Origin of the sequence: Desulfosporosinus fructosivorans, assembly GCF_004766045.1 — a bacterium.
In the GTDB taxonomy this organism is placed as follows: domain Bacteria; phylum Bacillota; class Desulfitobacteriia; order Desulfitobacteriales; family Desulfitobacteriaceae; genus Desulfosporosinus; species Desulfosporosinus fructosivorans.
The window spans coordinates 238,074-254,747 of sequence record NZ_SPQQ01000006.1; the positions used below are offsets into that span (position 1 = coordinate 238,074).

Consider the following 16,674-nt stretch of genomic DNA (forward strand, 5'->3'; position numbering starts at 1 on the left):
AGTTATGTATTTTATTAGACTAACCAGTAAGTATGAATGATTAATTCAGTGATATTCTTTCTCCAGACTAAATGATTGGAGGGCAACAGTGTGAATATTCAAGAGCGCTACCGTTTATGGTCAGAAAATCCATATTTTGATGAAGAGACACGCCAAGAACTAAAACAGATTAGCGATCCGCAAGAAATTGAGGAACGTTTCTATATGGATTTGGAATTTGGCACAGGTGGTTTAAGGGGAATTATGGCAGCAGGCACTAATCGTATGAACAAATATGTCATACGAAAAGCAACTCAGGGGTTAGCTGAATGTGTTTGTGATCATGGGGCAGAGGGGATGAAGCGAGGAGTAGTTATCGCTTACGACTCACGAAAATATTCAACAGAATTCGCCCTAGAGGCAGCCTTGGTTCTTGCCCGAAATGGAGTTAAGGCATATCTTTTTGAAGCGCTTCGGCCCACTCCAGAGCTTTCTTATGCCGTACGGCAGTTACATGCTCTCTCAGGAATTGTTGTGACTGCTAGTCACAACTCTAAAGCATATAATGGTTTTAAAGTATACTGGGAGGACGGCGGACAGGTTCCTCCTCTGAAAGCGGACCAAATCCTTGCTCGTATTGAAGCACGAGAAAATTGGCTGGGGTTAGAACCCATGCCGATAGAGCAGGCGAAGACTAGCGGGTTACTGGAAATCATTGGCGAGGAGATTGATCACCCTTACCTTGCTAATGTCCTTAAACTAGCTCTGCACCCAGACCTTAACCTAAAAAAAGGGGCAGAACTTCAAATTATTTATACCCCTTTGCACGGAGCAGGAAACATACTTGTCCGAAGAGCTTTGGCAGAACTAGGTTTTAGTTCAGTCACGGTTGTACCTGAACAGGAGTTCCCTGATCCAGAATTCACAACTGTTCCTTACCCAAATCCAGAGATTCCAGCGACGTTCGAACTTGCCAGGAAATACGGGACCCAAATGCAAGCCGATCTTCTCTTGGCAACTGATCCGGATGGTGATCGTTTAGGCGTGGTTTTACGAGATCCTAAAGGGGATTTCACACAGCTTACTGGTAATCAAATTGGGGTTTTATTAACCTACTACATTCTATCTCAAAAAAAAGCCTTAGGAATCCTTCCAGAAAACGCAACAATAATAAAAACAGTCGCCTCCACTGATTTAGCGGATGAGGTTGCCCGCTATTTCAACGTACGCGTAGAAAACGTACTGACTGGGTTTAAATTTATTGCCGAGAAAGAAAAAGAAATGGAAGAAGGCGGATGGGGCACTTTCCAGTTTGGGTTTGAAGAAAGTTATGGATATCTCGCAGGGGATTTTGTGCGGGATAAAGACGCTATTATTGCCTCAGTCCTCTTGGCAGAAGCGGCCTTATACTATCAACAAATGGAAGGGCGTAGCCTCTTCGATGTCCTCGAAAGTATTTACAAACAATTTGGGTATTACCTTGATGACCAGGAGTCACTCGCTCTTGAGGGCATTCAAGGTAAAGAAGAGATAGCGAAGATCATGAGTTCACTGCGTCACGAAGAAATCCATGATTTAGGCGGGATTAACATTGAGAGATTCGATGATTATGATCAAACCCTTGGTAAGGATATGTCGACAGGGCTGACTTATTCACTCACGCTTCCCCGTTCCAATGTCTTGCGTTATTCTTTTAATGGTGGGGGATTCGTTATGGTTCGCCCGTCTGGAACAGAACCTAAAATAAAATTTTACTTTTCGGTAAAGTCGGACACTCTCTCGGAGGCCGAGGATACTCTTCGAACGATAAAAGCCGATGTTATGCAGCGTATAGCGCGAATACGATCGGTCTGATAAATAATTTCAGTTACCCCTTAAACGGACTTTTGTAGTCCGTTTTCTTTATGCCGACTACCGGTGTCTAAATACAACTTGGATCCAATTGTGTTAGTTGAACTGTTGTAGTGAATGACAAGCTAGGCTTTGCTAAGCTGGAAGGATAAACAGATCGCCTAGGGTAAATACTAGCTTAACATTTGTTAGATGTATCATATCTTCCATCAAATCAGCGAGAGTAGGGGTAATAAACAATGGAGAATTTAACCTTAATGAATGTTCAAGAGGCGCAAGCGAACATTGGATCATATATTCAACGAACCCCTTTAGATCATTCTCAAACGTATAGTAAAATGACAAATTCTGAAATTTATCTGAAACTTGAGAATATGCAAAAAACAGGATCGTTCAAGGTGCGAGGTGCGGCCAATAAAATATCAAAACTTACATCACTTGAGAAAAAATATGGTGTGATAGCTTCTTCCGCGGGTAATCACGCTCAAGGGGTGGCTTTGGCTGCGTCAAGAGGTGGTATACCTGCCACAATCGTGATGCCTGAAAGTGCACCAATTGCAAAGATTGATGCAACAAGGGGGTATGGAGCGAACGTAATTTTATATGGCAACGTGTACGACGATGCCTATGAGAAGGCTAAAGAAATTCAAGCAGTCACTGGTGCCACTTTTATCCACCCATTTGATGACCTCGATGTAATGGCTGGTCAAGGTACCATAGGTTTAGAAATCCTCGAAGATCTTCCAGACGTTGACACGGTTCTTGTTCCAGTCGGAGGAGGAGGCTTAATTTCAGGTATTGCTGTGGCAATTAAAAGCTTAAGACCTAAGGTGCGTGTTATCGGTATTCAGGCAGCGGAAGCAGCGTCTATGTCCGAAGCCTTGCGGAGCGGTCATCCGATATTAATAGATACAGCAAATACATTAGCGGATGGGATCGCAGTCAAACGTGCTGGAGATCTCACCTTTGACCATATTAAACAATGGGTGGATGACATTGTCACAGTAACAGAAGATGAAATAAGTGCAGCCATCCTTTCCCTCATGGAAAGGGCAAAAAGTATTGCAGAAGGAGCAGGTTCAGTTGCTCTCGCAGCGGCACTGAACGCGAAAGTTGATATAACTAAGCAAAAGACTGTCTTAGTCATCAGTGGCGGTAACATCGATGTCAACTTTTTAGCACAAATTATTGAACGAGGATTACTGACAAATGGGCGGTCAATGGTCTTTCGAACTATTTTACCCGATAGGCCTGGGAATTTGGAAAAATTACTGATCCTCATAGCGAAGGAACGGGCTAATGTACTTACAGTGGAGCAAGTGCGATATGATTTAAGCGTGCCTCTTCGTTATGCGCGTGTCACGATGACATTGGAGACACTGAATTACGAACATCAGGAAAAAGTCTTACAAAGTATTCGTGAAGCAGGATATCCTTTTCAAAAGGATATTAGACACTAAATGTCGAATTCTCCCTTGATAAGCTAGAAGCCGCGTTTCTTATTCTCGACGCGGAGGATCTACAACAAAAGGGAGTTTCTCAATGTTAGAAAACGACAGCTGGTTTGCCATCGTCAATCCGCAATCTGCCAATGGCAACACGAAGAAACGGTGGCCTGAGTATTCAAAACGACTAATTAAAGGCGGATATCGCCTTGATTTTGCGTATACAACCGAGCCTGGAGACGCAACACGAATTACGCAAAGAAAATTGAAGGAGGGCTACACTCATATCATGGCTGTTGGAGGAGACGGGACCATGAATGAAGTTGTTAATGGTTTTTTTTCAAACGGTCAACTGATTAATCCGGAAGCTGAACTTGCCCTTTTTTCTCATGGTACTGGAGGGGACTTGATTCGGACATTGCTGATATCGAGAGGGATTGAGAGCTTTTTGGACACCTTAGGGCGAGGCCATAAACGCTTAATTGATGTTGGCGAAGTTCTCTTTCAAGATGAACAAGGACAACAGACTCAGCGCTATTTTCTCAATGTCGCTGATGTCGGCCTAGGAGGAGAGACTGTCGCTCGCGTCAATAAGCAAAGCAAACTGTTGGGGGGGAAAGTTTCCTTCCTAATTGGTTCAGTTTTAAGTATTCTTCGTTATCGTAATAAATTTATGAGCTGCAAAATCGATGGAAAACTGGTCTTTGAAGGACGCCTAAACAGTATCATGGTGGCCAACGGCCGGTATATCGGTGGGGGAATGATGATTGCCCCCCATGCAGAACTGGATGATGGGCTATTTGATGTAGTCATCTTGGGCGACTTTTCTAAACTGATGCTCTTGCGACATCTACCCAAACTATATAAAGGAACACATCTCGAAATCCCCGGCGTCACAGTACATCGTGGCCGATCCGTAGTCATCACTTCCATTGAAAAAGCACTGCTTGATATCGATGGCGAACAACCAGGCCAAGCACCACTCAAATTCAGCCTTCATCCCCAAGCCCTTTGTCTATGGGGATAAGGTGTAAATTCAAGAAGTAGCTTACAAACTCTTGTAAGCTACTTCTTAATTAAAGCGAGGGTTCGCGAGACACATCCCTCGGCCACGCGTTCCTCGTGCCAAACTAGGGCTTATAATCTATATGCAAGAGGCGGGGTTCCCGGCAAACGAGCGTCCTTGCCTCGATGCTGGCGGGAAACGTCCGTTCCCTGCGTTCCTAGCCCGGAATTTATCGCTTACAAAAGGAAACCTCTCTGATAGAGTGGAGGCCAAACTCGGCTCAAGCGATGCATGTATCAGCGGAACACAGGACATGTTCAGCCGTCATTGCGCCAAGGATGGCGCATATGGCGGGTACCCCGACCTCTAGCATAAACCGCTTGAGCCCTAGTTTGGCCCACGACATCACAGGGTGAGTGTTGTAACGCTAAGTTGTTCTAAAAAAATGTCTGACCATTATTGACCTTCGCAACAAAAAAGGATATAATTTACTTGTCAAGGAAAATAATACTCCAATATATGTCAAGGTATAATAGAGAGAACAATAATTGCAACAATAAGTAGAAAACACGACGACTAAAAAGAGCACATTAATATACGAGGTGAGAGAATGGATTTTAAAGATTATTATGTCGGTCTCGGTGTATCACCAGACGCGGATGAAAAAACAATAAAAAAAGCTTATCAAAAGTTAGCAAAAAAATACCACCCAGATGTTAATCCAGGGGATAAAGCAGCTGAAGCAAAGTTTAAGGACGCTATGGAAGCTTATCAAGCAATCAGCGATCCAGAGAAACGACGCAAATATGATGAACTTCGGCAGGACTATCAACAATGGAAGTCTCGCGGAGGACGTGGAGATTACAATTGGGACCGTTGGCAGTCTAATCCTGGAGGGGGTGGTGGAAGTCAGGGCCACACTATGTCCCAAGAAGATTTTGCAGAAATGTTCGGTGGCTCAGGAAGAGCTGGCGGTTTTGGAGGGGATGGATACTCTGATTTCTTCTCTACGCTCTTCGGAGGGGTTGGCGGTCAAAGTCATGGCTTCAGCGGTGGCTCAAATGTAAGGCGTGCTCGCGCAGGTCAAGATCATGAAGTTGATGTACAAGTAACCCTCGAAGAAACTTATAATGGAACGACACGCCTCATCCGTACTGGGGAAAAACAAATCGAAGCTAAAATCCCGAAAGGGGTACGCACTGGTTCTAAGGTGCGGCTTACAGGTCAAGGCGGTCCTGGGATTTCGGGCGGACCCGGTGGAAATCTCTATTTGAATATCACAGTAAGTCCCCATGCTCGCTTTGTCCGAGATGGAGATGATCTGAGGGTGAAATTGCCGATTGACTTCTACAAGGCAATTTTAGGTGGCGAGGCTAGTATCCTGACTTTTGGCGGGGAAGTCAGTCTTAAAATACCAACGCTTTCCCAGGGTGGTAAGAAATTTCGTCTAAAAGGAAAAGGGTTGCCAAATTTAGAAAATCCCCTCCAATATGGGGATCTCTTTGTAGAATTATCCATCGTTTTACCGGAAAACATTAGTACCCAAGAGCTTGAGACACTTCGCGGTCTAGCAGATACAAGAGGGACTATCGAAGTGACTAAAGAACATTAATAGATCTATTAGCATTTACGCGTTCAAATAACAACAGTAGCTAATGTCTATTCAGTAAGTAGTGAGAAGACATGACCCAACTTAAAAAGGAGTGAGCGAATTTGTCTTTTGATACCAACCGATTTACCCAGAAATCACAGGAAGCGATCTCTAATGCCCAAAATATGGCGGAACGTAACGGAAACAGCCAGGTGGAGCCTGAGCATCTATTGCTCACCCTTTTAGAGCAAGGGGATGGTGTCGTTCCCCAAGTACTGACGAAAATGAATATAACAGTTGGCGTCCTGATCCAAAACATTCGACAGGAGATCAACCGTTTTCCACGCATTAGCGGTGGAAACGTACAAATTGGTATTTCACCCCGCTTGAGGACTGTTTTAGTAGCGGCTCATGATGAAATGATCTCTTTTGGCGATGAGTACGTAAGCACTGAACATCTTCTTATTGCGCTTTTTGAAAAAGCCGGGGGGGCTACTGAACAAATCCTAAAACAAGCTGGGCTTACCCGAGAAAAATTGCTTCAGGCCCTACGTGAAGTCAGGGGAACCCAACGTGTTACGAGTGCCAATCCTGAAGGGACCTATGCAGCCCTAGAGCAGTACGGACTCAACCTCGTGGAGCAAGCGAGGCGAGGGCGTCTTGATCCAGTCATAGGCAGGGATGAAGAAATCCGCAGGGTAATCCAGACTCTATCCCGACGCACAAAAAATAACCCTGTCCTGATCGGGGAGCCTGGGGTCGGTAAAACAGCGATTGTCGAAGGTTTAGCTCAACGGATTGTTCGGGGAGATGTCCCTGAGGCAATTAAAGATAAACAAGTTATTTCTCTCGATATGGGAACCTTAATTGCGGGGGCTAAGTACCGCGGAGAGTTCGAAGAACGCTTGAAAGCAGTGCTTAAAGAAATCCAAGACCGAGATGATGTTATTTTATTTATTGACGAATTGCATACCGTCGTAGGAGCCGGTGCTGCTGAAGGAGCAATGGATGCCAGTAATATGCTAAAACCAATGCTGGCCCGTGGCGAATTAAGTATGCTTGGGGCGACTACACTCTCAGAATATCGTAAGCACATAGAGAAAGATGCTGCCCTTGAACGACGCTTCCAGCCAATTATGGTCGAGGCACCAAGCGTAGAGGATACTATCTCAATTTTGCGTGGACTCAAAGAACGATATGAAACCCATCATGGCGTACGAATTACAGACGGAGCAATCATTGCTGCTGCAGTGCTCTCCGATCGCTATATTAGCGATCGTTTTCTACCGGACAAAGCGATTGACTTGATTGATGAAGCAGGAGCCCGTATGCGCATGGAAATCACCAGTGATCCCTATGAGTTAGATCAGATCAAACGCCGAATGATGCAACTTGAAATTGAACGGGAAGCCCTAAAGAAAGAAAAGGATGAAGCCAGTAAAGATCGGTTAGCAAAGATCGAAGAAGAGTTGGCCAATCTCAAAGAAGAGCGTTCCGGTTTGGATGCCCAATTACAAGGGGAAAGGGAAGTTTTGGCGCGAATTCAACAACTCAAAGAAGAAGTCGACCGTTCGCGAAATCTTATGGAGCAAGCACAGCAACAATTGGATTATAATAAGGCTGCCGAGCTCCAGTATGGCATAATCCCAAATTTAGAAAAGGATCTTAAAACTGCTGAGCAAACGCTACAAGCTAAGCAAAATACTATCTTAAAACAAGAAGTGGTCGAACAAGATATCGCCGAAATTGTGGCAACCTGGACCCATGTTCCCGTCTCCAAACTTATGGAGAGCGAAATGGCAAAGTTAATCCACATGGAAGAGCGAATCCATCAAAGAGTCATTGGTCAAGAAGAAGCTGTCCGAGCCGTTGCAGATGCTGTACGCAGGGCACGTGCTGGGCTACAAGACCCGAATCGGCCTCTGGGATCGTTCCTCTTTCTTGGTCCAACGGGCGTCGGGAAGACGGAGTTGGCCAGAGCTTTGGCGGAGTTTCTCTTCGATGACGAACAAGCTATGGTTCGAATTGATATGTCGGAGTATATGGAAAAGCACACCGTTTCTCGCCTTATTGGAGCACCTCCTGGTTATGTGGGATATGAAGAAGGCGGACAACTTACAGAAGCCGTTCGCCGCAAACCTTACAGTGTAATCCTCTTTGACGAAATAGAGAAAGCTCATAGTGACGTTACGAATGTACTCTTACAACTCTTAGACGATGGACGCCTGACAGATGGGCAGGGTCGTATAGTTAACTTCAAAAATACGGTGGTGATATTAACCAGTAATATTGCAAGCCCGTCTATTCAGCAATTAACTCAACGTAAAGCATCTTTAGAAGAAGTCCGATCTAGCATTAATGAAGAACTAAGGCACCACTTCAGGCCAGAATTTCTTAACCGCCTTGATGAAGTTATCATTTTCCACCCTCTAGGGCGCGAGCACATTGGGCAAATCGTGGAAATTCAGCTTGGTTTGTTGCGTAAGCGTTTAAGAGATCGCAAACTTACGTTTGAATTGACGGCTAAGGCACGTGAATATATTGCGAATGAGGGCTATGATCCCGTTTATGGAGCAAGGCCACTCAAACGTGTGATTCAGCAACGTCTCCAAAACCCCTTGGCCCTTAAACTTCTACAAGGAGAATTTAAGGAAGGGCAACATCTCCTGGTAGATGTTGATGATTTGGGCAGTTATTCCTTTTCTCCTCAAAAAGACTAAGCAAATACTAATTTCGTCGCTTATTGAACAAGTTCACTTGACCAAAGAGAGAGCTGGGATCAGATCCCAGACTCTCTCTTTTTAAAAATCAAAACCGAAAAAGCCAAGTTCATAAGTTAGTTGAATGAGTTCACTTAAAATTTGGCAAATATTCACTGCAAAATGTATAATGTAGATACCTAATGTTAAATTGGTAAAGTGAGGACAAAGCACGTGCCATATAATAAACTGATTAATTTCCCCATTTGGCAAGGACAAGAAGGGGAGGGACGTTGCCAAATTTCATTAATCCTCATGGATACTGGGAACGGAATTAATGGACTTTTGACAGGCGGGGGAAAACCCCATGTCGGCGGCGTTGTTCTGGCCCTTCCACGCCCAAGTCTCAGTGGTAAAGGGTGGAGTGCCGATATCTTCATCACGCCAGTTCCTGGGCATAAAGATGTCGACGTCGCTCGGACGGTTGCCGATACATTGGCCCGTGAACTCCAATGCTCTGTCGTTGTAACAGCAGGAATTCATTCTGATAACCTTAACCCTGAGGAATTGGGTCAAATTGTCCTTCATTGCGCTACCTTGACTCAAGCCGCTCTAGCTTCATTTAACTCCAAGGATTAACTATATTATGAGGTGAAACTGGGCACACAAATTTACGTGATTTTGTTGAAACCTCACAGTTAAACTTGTTGATCAGCGTTGGAAGGAATATCGAATATAAACACTTCTTTGGCCATTTCTAAATAACGAATAGCCTGATCCACCTGTGTTTGAAGTTGAGCCTTTTGATCGGCAAAGCTTTTAATTTGCTGTTCAAGTTGAAGGACTTCCATTCGCTTTTCAATGAGCTTAGTTTCTACGTCAAGTTCCATCGATTCGGAAATGCGTGTTGCTTCACTAAGCAACGTTTCACTTTCATTGCGGGCGGACTGTATAAGTTCGTCCGCTTGTTTACTAGCTTCGTTTTTTACTTGATTTGCAATACGCTGAGCACTCAGTAGGGCATCCCGGAGGTCTTTTTCCATTTGCTCATAGTTCTTTAGGCGATTGCCAGATTCGGCGTTTTGTTCTCTTAAGCTATTAATCTGTAAGCGCAGCTCTTTGTGCGCAGCATTGGCTTCAGATAACTGACGGTCCGTTTCTGCCCACGCTTGGTCGACAGCTTCTGGATCATACCCACGAATAACTCGCTTAAAGTCTGGCGTTTCCAAATTCTAAAGCCTCCTTTTTTCACATTCCTCAACAACTCAACAACCCAAGACAATGATACATTATAATTAATAATTATAATGTATCATTTCTTGTCCATCTCGGGAAGTGCCATTTTGACCTAGTACTTCAATATGTTAGATATATTTTTCAAGACAGTGAATAATTTACGGTCTTTCTACACATCCTGAAAATGTTATTAAAAATTGGTTTTCTTAATAAAAGGAGGGATACAGATGCAGCTAAATGAGATGGAAATGAAGAAAATCCTAGACCAAGGTATGCTAACTCGAAGTATTATTGAAAATGAAACTGTCATGAAAAAATGCCAAATGTATACTGAAATGGCTAAAGATCCAGCGGTAAAAGGATTTTTTAAAGAACAAGCTAAGGGCTTAGAAGATGTGTTAGGGTATTTTAACAAAGGAATGGCCGAACTACAATAGAAAGGGGGCTTTGGAAATGAGTCAATTTACAGACCTAGATATGCTTTATGATTATGAAAAGGACGCCGCAGGTGCTGCAATGGGATACATGACACTTGCCACTCGAGCCCATCATGGTGATCTGAGAAGTATTTACTTACACTTGGCAAATGAGGCAACCAATGCTCATAATAAGGTTAGCAAGCTAATTAATCAAAGTGGTGGTATAGCATAGCATAGCATAGCTAGTGGGACATTCCAAAAAGTATATAAACGTCAGTTTCTGGCTACTTAAAAGAGAACTTAAAATAAAGAACCGAGAACACATAAGAATGTTCTCGGTTCTTTATTTACTTCCACCATCCGGTGGTCATCTCACTTGATATTTGGGTGAGATTATAGATTGAAGCCTCATTAATTCGAAAGAAAAGTTGATGAAAATGGACAATACCTTTTTCTGGATAGTATTGTAAAGCAAAATCTTCCTCTTCATGGTAGCTAGAAGGATCCCTATGTAACGTAAAATACTGTACCTTTTGATTCTCTAAGTCAAGTAAGGTTTGTTCTGAGGCTGACAGGCGAGTTGCACGTTGTAAGTTGCGCATCAACTCCCGTATTTTGTCTTCGTTTGTGTAGTATAAAGAATGAAACGGATCATCTGAATTGATCATTCCAAGCTTGTTAATCGCATGAGGATGAAGTTCTCGATTGGGAACATTGAGTGTACTGAAAGGATCAAGCCAACTCTCTTTGTAGGCTGGTGGTCCCCAAATAGAGAGGGCTACTATAAGTAAAATGCTTAGAATAACAACAAATTTATGATTTTTCAATTTTAACAGTCGCATTCGACAGGAAAAAACAAAACTTGAAAACGAAAGCATCGGCTCTCCTCCTAAGTAAGTGCGAGTGAACTCGTTCAACTAAAGTTGAAGATCAAGCGTGGGAGAGTCTACTTCTATCGAAGCAAAGTGCAAAATAGCACTCCCACTTGTAGCGATTGGATAAAGCAAACTTACTTCATGCGGAGTTATAAGCTCTATATGAAGTAAGTTGAAACCCGTCCACATGCTAAATGAGCGATATTCGAATCTCAGATATTCCCTAGAAAATGTGATTAACCTGCCAGTTGGCGTGATCGATACTGTAGAGTTTTCCTCTTAATCCGCTGGATCGCGTTATCTAAAGACTTTGGCGGTAGTCCAAGCCGTTCAGAAACTTCACGTTGCTTAAATCCTTGTATGAAATAATGTTCAAAAACTAGACGCTCAAGATTGGACAAGTTTTTATTTAAGCCGTGAATCATGGTTTGAGCCTCATCATTTGCGATAACCATGGTAGCAGGATCCTCAGCGTTTGCTAGAAGAGAGAGAAAACTTGTTTCTTCAGAGTCTGAAAGCACATTGTTTAGGGAATAAGCGTCATTTAAGTTGACGTGTTTTTGGCGAGTATGCTTGCGTATGATATCGATTAGTTTGCGTTTAATGACCATTCTTAAAAAATGGACAAAAGGTATTTCTAAGTTTGTATCATAAGACAATACGGCCTTATAAATAGCAATGCGCCCTTCTTGTATCAGGTCATCATAATCGGCTCTAGGTAAAAAATATTTGCAAGCAATCATGCGAACTTCAGGTTCATAGTGCTGAATAATTAGATTTAGTGCCTCTTCGTCACCTGAGCGCGCAGCTTCTAGCATGGACTTTTCCTTGTCTAAAGTACTTACGTTGGAAGTCATGGCACTCAACTCCTTGTCAAAAATAGACATACAATCACCTCTGTGATTTTATTAAAGTTTATGCCTTTTGACAAGGAGTTTTTTGTGGACATTCCTCCATATATTGCTAAATTATTGAGCAGTTTAATCTAATTGTCATTAGAATGATTTAAGCAAGTTTGCAGTTTCAATCGCAGTCATTGCAGCGTCAAAGCCTTTATTGCCAGCTTTTGTTCCAGCACGTTCAATTGCTTGTTCAATACTATCAGTAGCTAAGACCCCGAAAATTATGGGGACACCAGTTTGTAAGCCTGCATGTGCAATTCCTTTACTAACTTCATTACTAACCAGATCGAAATGAGGCGTGGCACCACGAATCACGGCACCAAGGCAAATCACAGCATCATAGCGCTTAGAACTTGCCATTTTTTGAGCCACGAGGGGGATTTCAAAGGCTCCTGGAACCCAGGCTAGTTCAATATCTTCTTCAAGTGCCCCATGTCGCTGAAGGGCATCAATAGCCCCACCCACTAATTTGCTTGTAATAAATTCATTAAAACGCGCAGCAATAATTCCAATCTTAAGACCATGAGCCAATAAATTTCCTTCATAAGTTTTCACAGGTCATACACCCTTTCGTTACTTAATTTTAATACTTAAATTGAAATACTTGATCCTTTTTACTCACTTAACTCCAGTCAGGATATGTCCCATTTTAACTTTTTTGGTACAGAGATAGGCAGAATTTTCTGGCTTAGACTGTATTTCAATCGGAACACGTTCCACAACTTTCAAGCCATACCCTTCGAGACCTACAATTTTTCGTGGATTATTAGTCATTAAACGAACTTTAGAAATTCCAAGGTCCGCCAGAATCTGTGCACCCACACCATAATCACGCAAGTCATCTTCAAATCCCAAAGCCAAGTTGGCTTCGACTGTGTCTTTTCCTTCTTCCTGAAGTTTATAGGCCTTCAGTTTATTTAACAAGCCAATCCCACGGCCTTCCTGGCGCATGTAAAGTAATACACCGCGCCCTTCAGACTCAATTTCCTCCAATGCCGCAGTAAGTTGGTCTCCGCAGTCACAGCGCAGAGAATGAAAAACATCTCCAGTTAAACATTCGGAGTGAACTCGGACGAGTACTGGTTTACCGTCATCAACTGTTCCTTTGACTAAGGCTAAGTGTTCTTTTTGATCGAGAATGCTGAGATACCCAATGGTCTGAAAATCTCCATATTCGGTTGGAAGATTGATGCTTGCTACTCTTTCGATAAGTTTTTCAGATTGGCGGCGATAAGCAATAAGGTCTTTAAGAGTAATAAATTTAAGGTTATGCTTTTTTACAAAAAGTTTTAAGTCTGGTACTCTTGCCATGGTTCCATCTTCATTCATAATCTCACATATGACGCCTGCTGGTTGAAGGCCGGCCAGACGTGCTAAATCTACTGCACCTTCTGTGTGCCCAGCACGTACTAAAACTCCACCTTCTCGAGCTTTAAGCGGGAAGATATGTCCAGGACGTTGTAAATCAGTTGGGCTACTGTTAGGGTCTACTAGAATTTTGACGGTTTCGGCACGTTCAAAAGCGGATATCCCAGTTGAACTTTGTGAAGAATCAACACTTACCGTAAACGCAGTTTCGTGAGGATCCGTGTTATTGCTCACCATCGGTTCAAGTTTTAAGGCATGAATTCTATCTCTGGTCATTGGAACGCAAATCAACCCTCGTCCATAGGTTGCCATAAAATTAATTGATTCGGCGGTTGCCATTTCAGCGGCCATGACTAGATCCCCTTCGTTTTCACGATCCTCATCATCCGCCATTACAACCATTTTACCTTGTTTAATATCTTCTAAAGCTTCTTCAATCGTGTTAAACGACATGATTTTTCACTCCTTTATTATATAACCTAGCGGTAACAGATAAGTTTAGATAAATCCGTGTTCCGCCAAAAAACCTAGAGAAAGATCTGGCTTGTTATTACCTGGTATTGTGTTTATTCCCATAAATCGAGCAACATACTTGCCGATAAGGTCTGTTTCCAAGTTCACGCTTGCACCAATTCCCTTTATTCCCAGGGTAGTTTGCTCAAATGTATGGGGGATAAGGGAGACTGTAAAATACTCAGATTCTACATCAATCACCGTTAGCGAAATTCCGTCAATAGCGATGGATCCTTTTGGCAGCATATAAGATAGAAGGGTCGGTGGTGCGCTAATTTCATAGACTTGCGCGATTCCCCATGAGGTAATCCTCCGAATGTTGCCGACACCATCGATATGCCCACTGACTAAGTGTCCCCCTAAACGGGTTTGGAGCTGTAACGCCCGTTCTAGGTTGACAGGGCTCCCACTTTTAAGCTCAGCAAGATTGGTTTTTCTCAGCGTCTCGGCCATCACATCAACGGTGAACTCACGCTCACTCTGCCGAATGACTGTCAAGCAAACGCCGTTAATAGCGATGCTATCTCCGATTTGGGTCCCACTAAGTACTATTTTCCCCTCGATTGTAAGTTGCCCTGAGTCAGGCAAAAGGCGAAGGGCTCGAACGATACCCAGTTCTTCTACAATTCCAGTAAACACAGTTAAACCTCCCTAATGCATCTCAGCCCTGAGCTGTATCTGAGTTCATCTGCGCAATTTTACCGACGATCTCAGTTACTTAATTCCTTTTGCTTACCTCTGGCATCTGACCTTTGATTTCTGACCTTGACGTGTACCCAGTAACATGGAGATCGCCAGAATTCATATCAAAGAGGAGATCATGAAGCTCTAGGGCATCAGACATATGCTGGATATGTAAGCCTGAAAGGGGAGAAGGTCCATTTCCGCCAACTAACTTAGGTGCAATGAAAAACTCAACTTTATCAACACATTGCTCTTTGATAAGTGTGCCCGCAAGTCCACCACCGCCCTCTAGTAAGACACTTGTCCAACCGCGACGAACAAGATCACATAATAGTTTTTCCAGTGGGACATGTCGTGGCGTGTCATATTGCCACACTTCAACCCCAGAGAGAAGGTTGAGACGCCCTAGCTTCTCGCGAGAGGCTGCTTGAGTTGTAGCGATAACACAAGGACTGAGAGCTGAGGAGGAGAGCACCTGAGCATTCTCAGGGATGCGTAATTTCCCATCGACAATCAGTCTAATGGGATCCCGTCCACTGGGAAGACGGCAGGTGAGAGCGGGGTTATCTATTAGGACAGTTTCGCTTCCCGCGAGAATAACATCGTACCGATCTCGTAACTGATGAACATATTGTCGAGAACCTTCTGAACTGACCCAGCGTGAATCTCCTGTCTCAGTAGCAATTTTACCATCTAAGGTCATCGCTGTTTTGTAGACAACAAAGGGCAAGCCTGTCGTAATTGCTTTAATAAAGACTTCATTAATGAGGGAGGCCTCTTGACACATTAGACCTACGTCCACTTGAATGCCGATTTCGCGCAAGCGCGCAATACCGCGGCCAGATACAAGCGGATTTGGATCACTCATGGCGACTACAACTCGTTTAACCCCGGCACGAATCAGCGCCTCAGCGCAGGGCGGTGTTCGTCCAAAATGAGAACATGGTTCTAGAGTAACATAAGCAGTAGCGTCGCGTGCCAGCTCCCCTGCATCTGCGAGAGCATGAACTTCTGCATGAGGAGTACCGGCTTTAAGGTGATACCCTTCTCCGACGATTTGATCATCTTTGGCGATGACACAGCCAACAAGTGGGTTAGGACTGGTTCTCCCCATAGCCTTGATGGCTAAGTCGAGCGCTCGTTTCATGAACCTTTCATCATTTGAATTGGAAGGACTTGATGTTTGCATTGAAAAATCCCTTTCTTATTATTAGCGTCTCCAAAAAATCGAAAAGCATAAAGGAAACTTACTGAGTGGTTTGATGAACACCTGGACCATAAAACTAGGAAATAAAAAAACACCTAAGTATTCTCTAGGTGCTTGGGTCAAAGGTCACAGCTCAAAAAAAGCGTAAATACGCCTCGTTCTACCTGTTCCTCTTCTCATCCAGACTTTACTGTCGGCCCCGGAATGTCACCGGGTCTGCCAAAAGGCTCGCGGGCTTTACCGCCGGTAGGGAATCTCACCCAACCCCAGAGGAAATATTACGGTTTATTAAATTTATTATAGTTTACTCCAGACTTTTGATTTTAGCAACCCTATAATTTGCCATGTAAGGAGAAGAATTCTTCACGCAATAAACCCATTAGTATGGCGTCGTGATAGTTACCTAACACAAAACGCGCTTCACGTTGACGACCTTCAAGCTTGAAACCGACTTTTTCATAAGCCCTAATTGCGCGAACATTTCCATCCCAAGTATCTAGCGAAATCCTATGAAAATTCCACTGGGCAAAAAGAAAGCGTGAAAAAGTGATCAAGGCATCTGTACCATAGCCTTTTCCCCAATACGTTTTATCTCCAATCACTACATAGAGAGTGGCCGATCGACCAGGCATATTAACATCTTTAAAACCTATAGACCCAATGAGTAGATCGCTTTCATCCAAGATTGCATAACGGTACATGTCCGGAGATCCGTCAAGAAACTTTACAGCAAGCTGATCTTTGCTTTGAAGCGTATTCAACGGCCAAGCCCCACTGGACCATAAATTCACCTCTTGATCATTGTACCATTGGTACATTGTATCAATATCATCGTCTTCCATTGGGCGTATAGATGTCTTTTGACCTTTTAGCATCATTAAGAACTCCTCAGCAATAGT

The 16,674-nt window shown here is 43.5% G+C and carries 16 protein-coding genes and 1 riboswitch; of the genes, 8 read left to right on the forward strand and 8 right to left on the reverse strand.

Going from position 1 to position 16,674, the window contains the following annotated elements; genetic code table 11:
* Positions 1–90: 90 nt before the first annotated feature.
* From E4K67_RS17780 to lpdD, 6 genes are all read left to right on the forward strand, one after another.
* Positions 91–1,833 (forward strand): phospho-sugar mutase, encoded by a 1,743-nt coding sequence (locus E4K67_RS17780; RefSeq protein WP_135549087.1) that lies wholly within the window; start codon positions 91–93, stop codon positions 1,831–1,833.
* Positions 1,834–2,069: 236 nt separating this feature from the next.
* Positions 2,070–3,290, forward strand: a complete 1,221-nt coding sequence (gene ilvA / locus E4K67_RS17785) for a threonine ammonia-lyase (RefSeq protein ID WP_135549089.1) — start codon at positions 2,070–2,072, stop codon at positions 3,288–3,290.
* Positions 3,291–3,372: 82 nt separating this feature from the next.
* Positions 3,373–4,302: a diacylglycerol/lipid kinase family protein gene (locus E4K67_RS17790; protein ID WP_135549091.1), complete on the forward strand. Its 930-nt coding sequence runs from the start codon at positions 3,373–3,375 to the stop codon at positions 4,300–4,302.
* A gap of 589 nt (positions 4,303–4,891) precedes the next feature.
* Positions 4,892–5,893 carry a DnaJ C-terminal domain-containing protein gene (locus E4K67_RS17795; protein WP_135549093.1) on the forward strand — a complete coding sequence of 334 codons (1,002 nt, stop codon included), beginning with the start codon at positions 4,892–4,894 and terminating at the stop codon, positions 5,891–5,893.
* Between the two features lie 101 nt (positions 5,894–5,994).
* Positions 5,995–8,592, forward strand: a complete 2,598-nt coding sequence (clpB, locus tag E4K67_RS17800) for an ATP-dependent chaperone ClpB (RefSeq protein WP_135549095.1) — start codon at positions 5,995–5,997, stop codon at positions 8,590–8,592.
* Positions 8,593–8,805: 213 nt separating this feature from the next.
* Positions 8,806–9,210, forward strand: coding sequence for a prenylated flavin chaperone LpdD (lpdD, locus tag E4K67_RS17805; RefSeq protein WP_135549097.1), 405 nt, complete (start codon positions 8,806–8,808; stop codon positions 9,208–9,210).
* Positions 9,211–9,269: 59 nt separating this feature from the next.
* Here lpdD and E4K67_RS17810 read toward each other — a convergent pair whose 3' ends face one another.
* On the reverse strand, positions 9,270–9,800 hold the full coding sequence (locus tag E4K67_RS17810; protein ID WP_135549099.1) for a DivIVA domain-containing protein: 531 nt from the start codon (positions 9,798–9,800) through the stop codon (positions 9,270–9,272).
* Positions 9,801–10,034: 234 nt separating this feature from the next.
* Here E4K67_RS17810 and E4K67_RS17815 point away from each other — a divergent pair, with 234 nt between their 5' ends.
* Positions 10,035–10,244 (forward strand): hypothetical protein, encoded by a 210-nt coding sequence (locus E4K67_RS17815; protein WP_135549101.1) that lies wholly within the window; start codon positions 10,035–10,037, stop codon positions 10,242–10,244.
* Positions 10,245–10,260: 16 nt separating this feature from the next.
* On the forward strand, positions 10,261–10,458 hold the full coding sequence (locus tag E4K67_RS17820) for a spore coat protein (RefSeq protein ID WP_135549103.1): 198 nt from the start codon (positions 10,261–10,263) through the stop codon (positions 10,456–10,458).
* Between the two features lie 115 nt (positions 10,459–10,573).
* Here the strand turns inward: E4K67_RS17820 and E4K67_RS17825 are convergent, their stop codons facing one another.
* The 7 genes from E4K67_RS17825 to E4K67_RS17855 all read right to left on the reverse strand — a co-directional run bounded on the left by E4K67_RS17825 (position 10,574) and on the right by E4K67_RS17855 (position 16,650).
* Entirely contained in the window at positions 10,574–11,104 is a 531-nt protein-coding gene (locus tag E4K67_RS17825; RefSeq protein WP_135549105.1) for a hypothetical protein, read from the reverse strand.
* 233 nt (positions 11,105–11,337) lie between these two features.
* Positions 11,338–11,958: a sigma-70 family RNA polymerase sigma factor gene (locus tag E4K67_RS17830; protein WP_135549107.1), complete on the reverse strand. Its 621-nt coding sequence runs from the start codon at positions 11,956–11,958 to the stop codon at positions 11,338–11,340.
* 138 nt (positions 11,959–12,096) lie between these two features.
* Positions 12,097–12,558, reverse strand: coding sequence for a 6,7-dimethyl-8-ribityllumazine synthase (gene ribH / locus E4K67_RS17835; RefSeq protein ID WP_135549109.1), 462 nt, complete (start codon positions 12,556–12,558; stop codon positions 12,097–12,099).
* Between the two features lie 63 nt (positions 12,559–12,621).
* Positions 12,622–13,824 (reverse strand): bifunctional 3,4-dihydroxy-2-butanone-4-phosphate synthase/GTP cyclohydrolase II, encoded by a 1,203-nt coding sequence (locus E4K67_RS17840; RefSeq protein ID WP_135549110.1) that lies wholly within the window; start codon positions 13,822–13,824, stop codon positions 12,622–12,624.
* Between the two features lie 45 nt (positions 13,825–13,869).
* Positions 13,870–14,523, reverse strand: coding sequence for a riboflavin synthase (locus E4K67_RS17845; RefSeq protein WP_135549112.1), 654 nt, complete (start codon positions 14,521–14,523; stop codon positions 13,870–13,872).
* A gap of 79 nt (positions 14,524–14,602) precedes the next feature.
* A complete protein-coding gene (gene ribD / locus E4K67_RS17850; protein WP_135549114.1) occupies positions 14,603–15,757 on the reverse strand; it encodes a bifunctional diaminohydroxyphosphoribosylaminopyrimidine deaminase/5-amino-6-(5-phosphoribosylamino)uracil reductase RibD in 1,155 nt (384 codons plus the stop codon).
* 182 nt (positions 15,758–15,939) lie between these two features.
* Positions 15,940–16,053: riboswitch (FMN riboswitch) on the reverse strand.
* Positions 16,054–16,107: 54 nt separating this feature from the next.
* Entirely contained in the window at positions 16,108–16,650 is a 543-nt protein-coding gene (locus E4K67_RS17855; protein WP_135549378.1) for a GNAT family N-acetyltransferase, read from the reverse strand.
* Between the last annotated feature and the right edge of the window lie 24 nt (positions 16,651–16,674).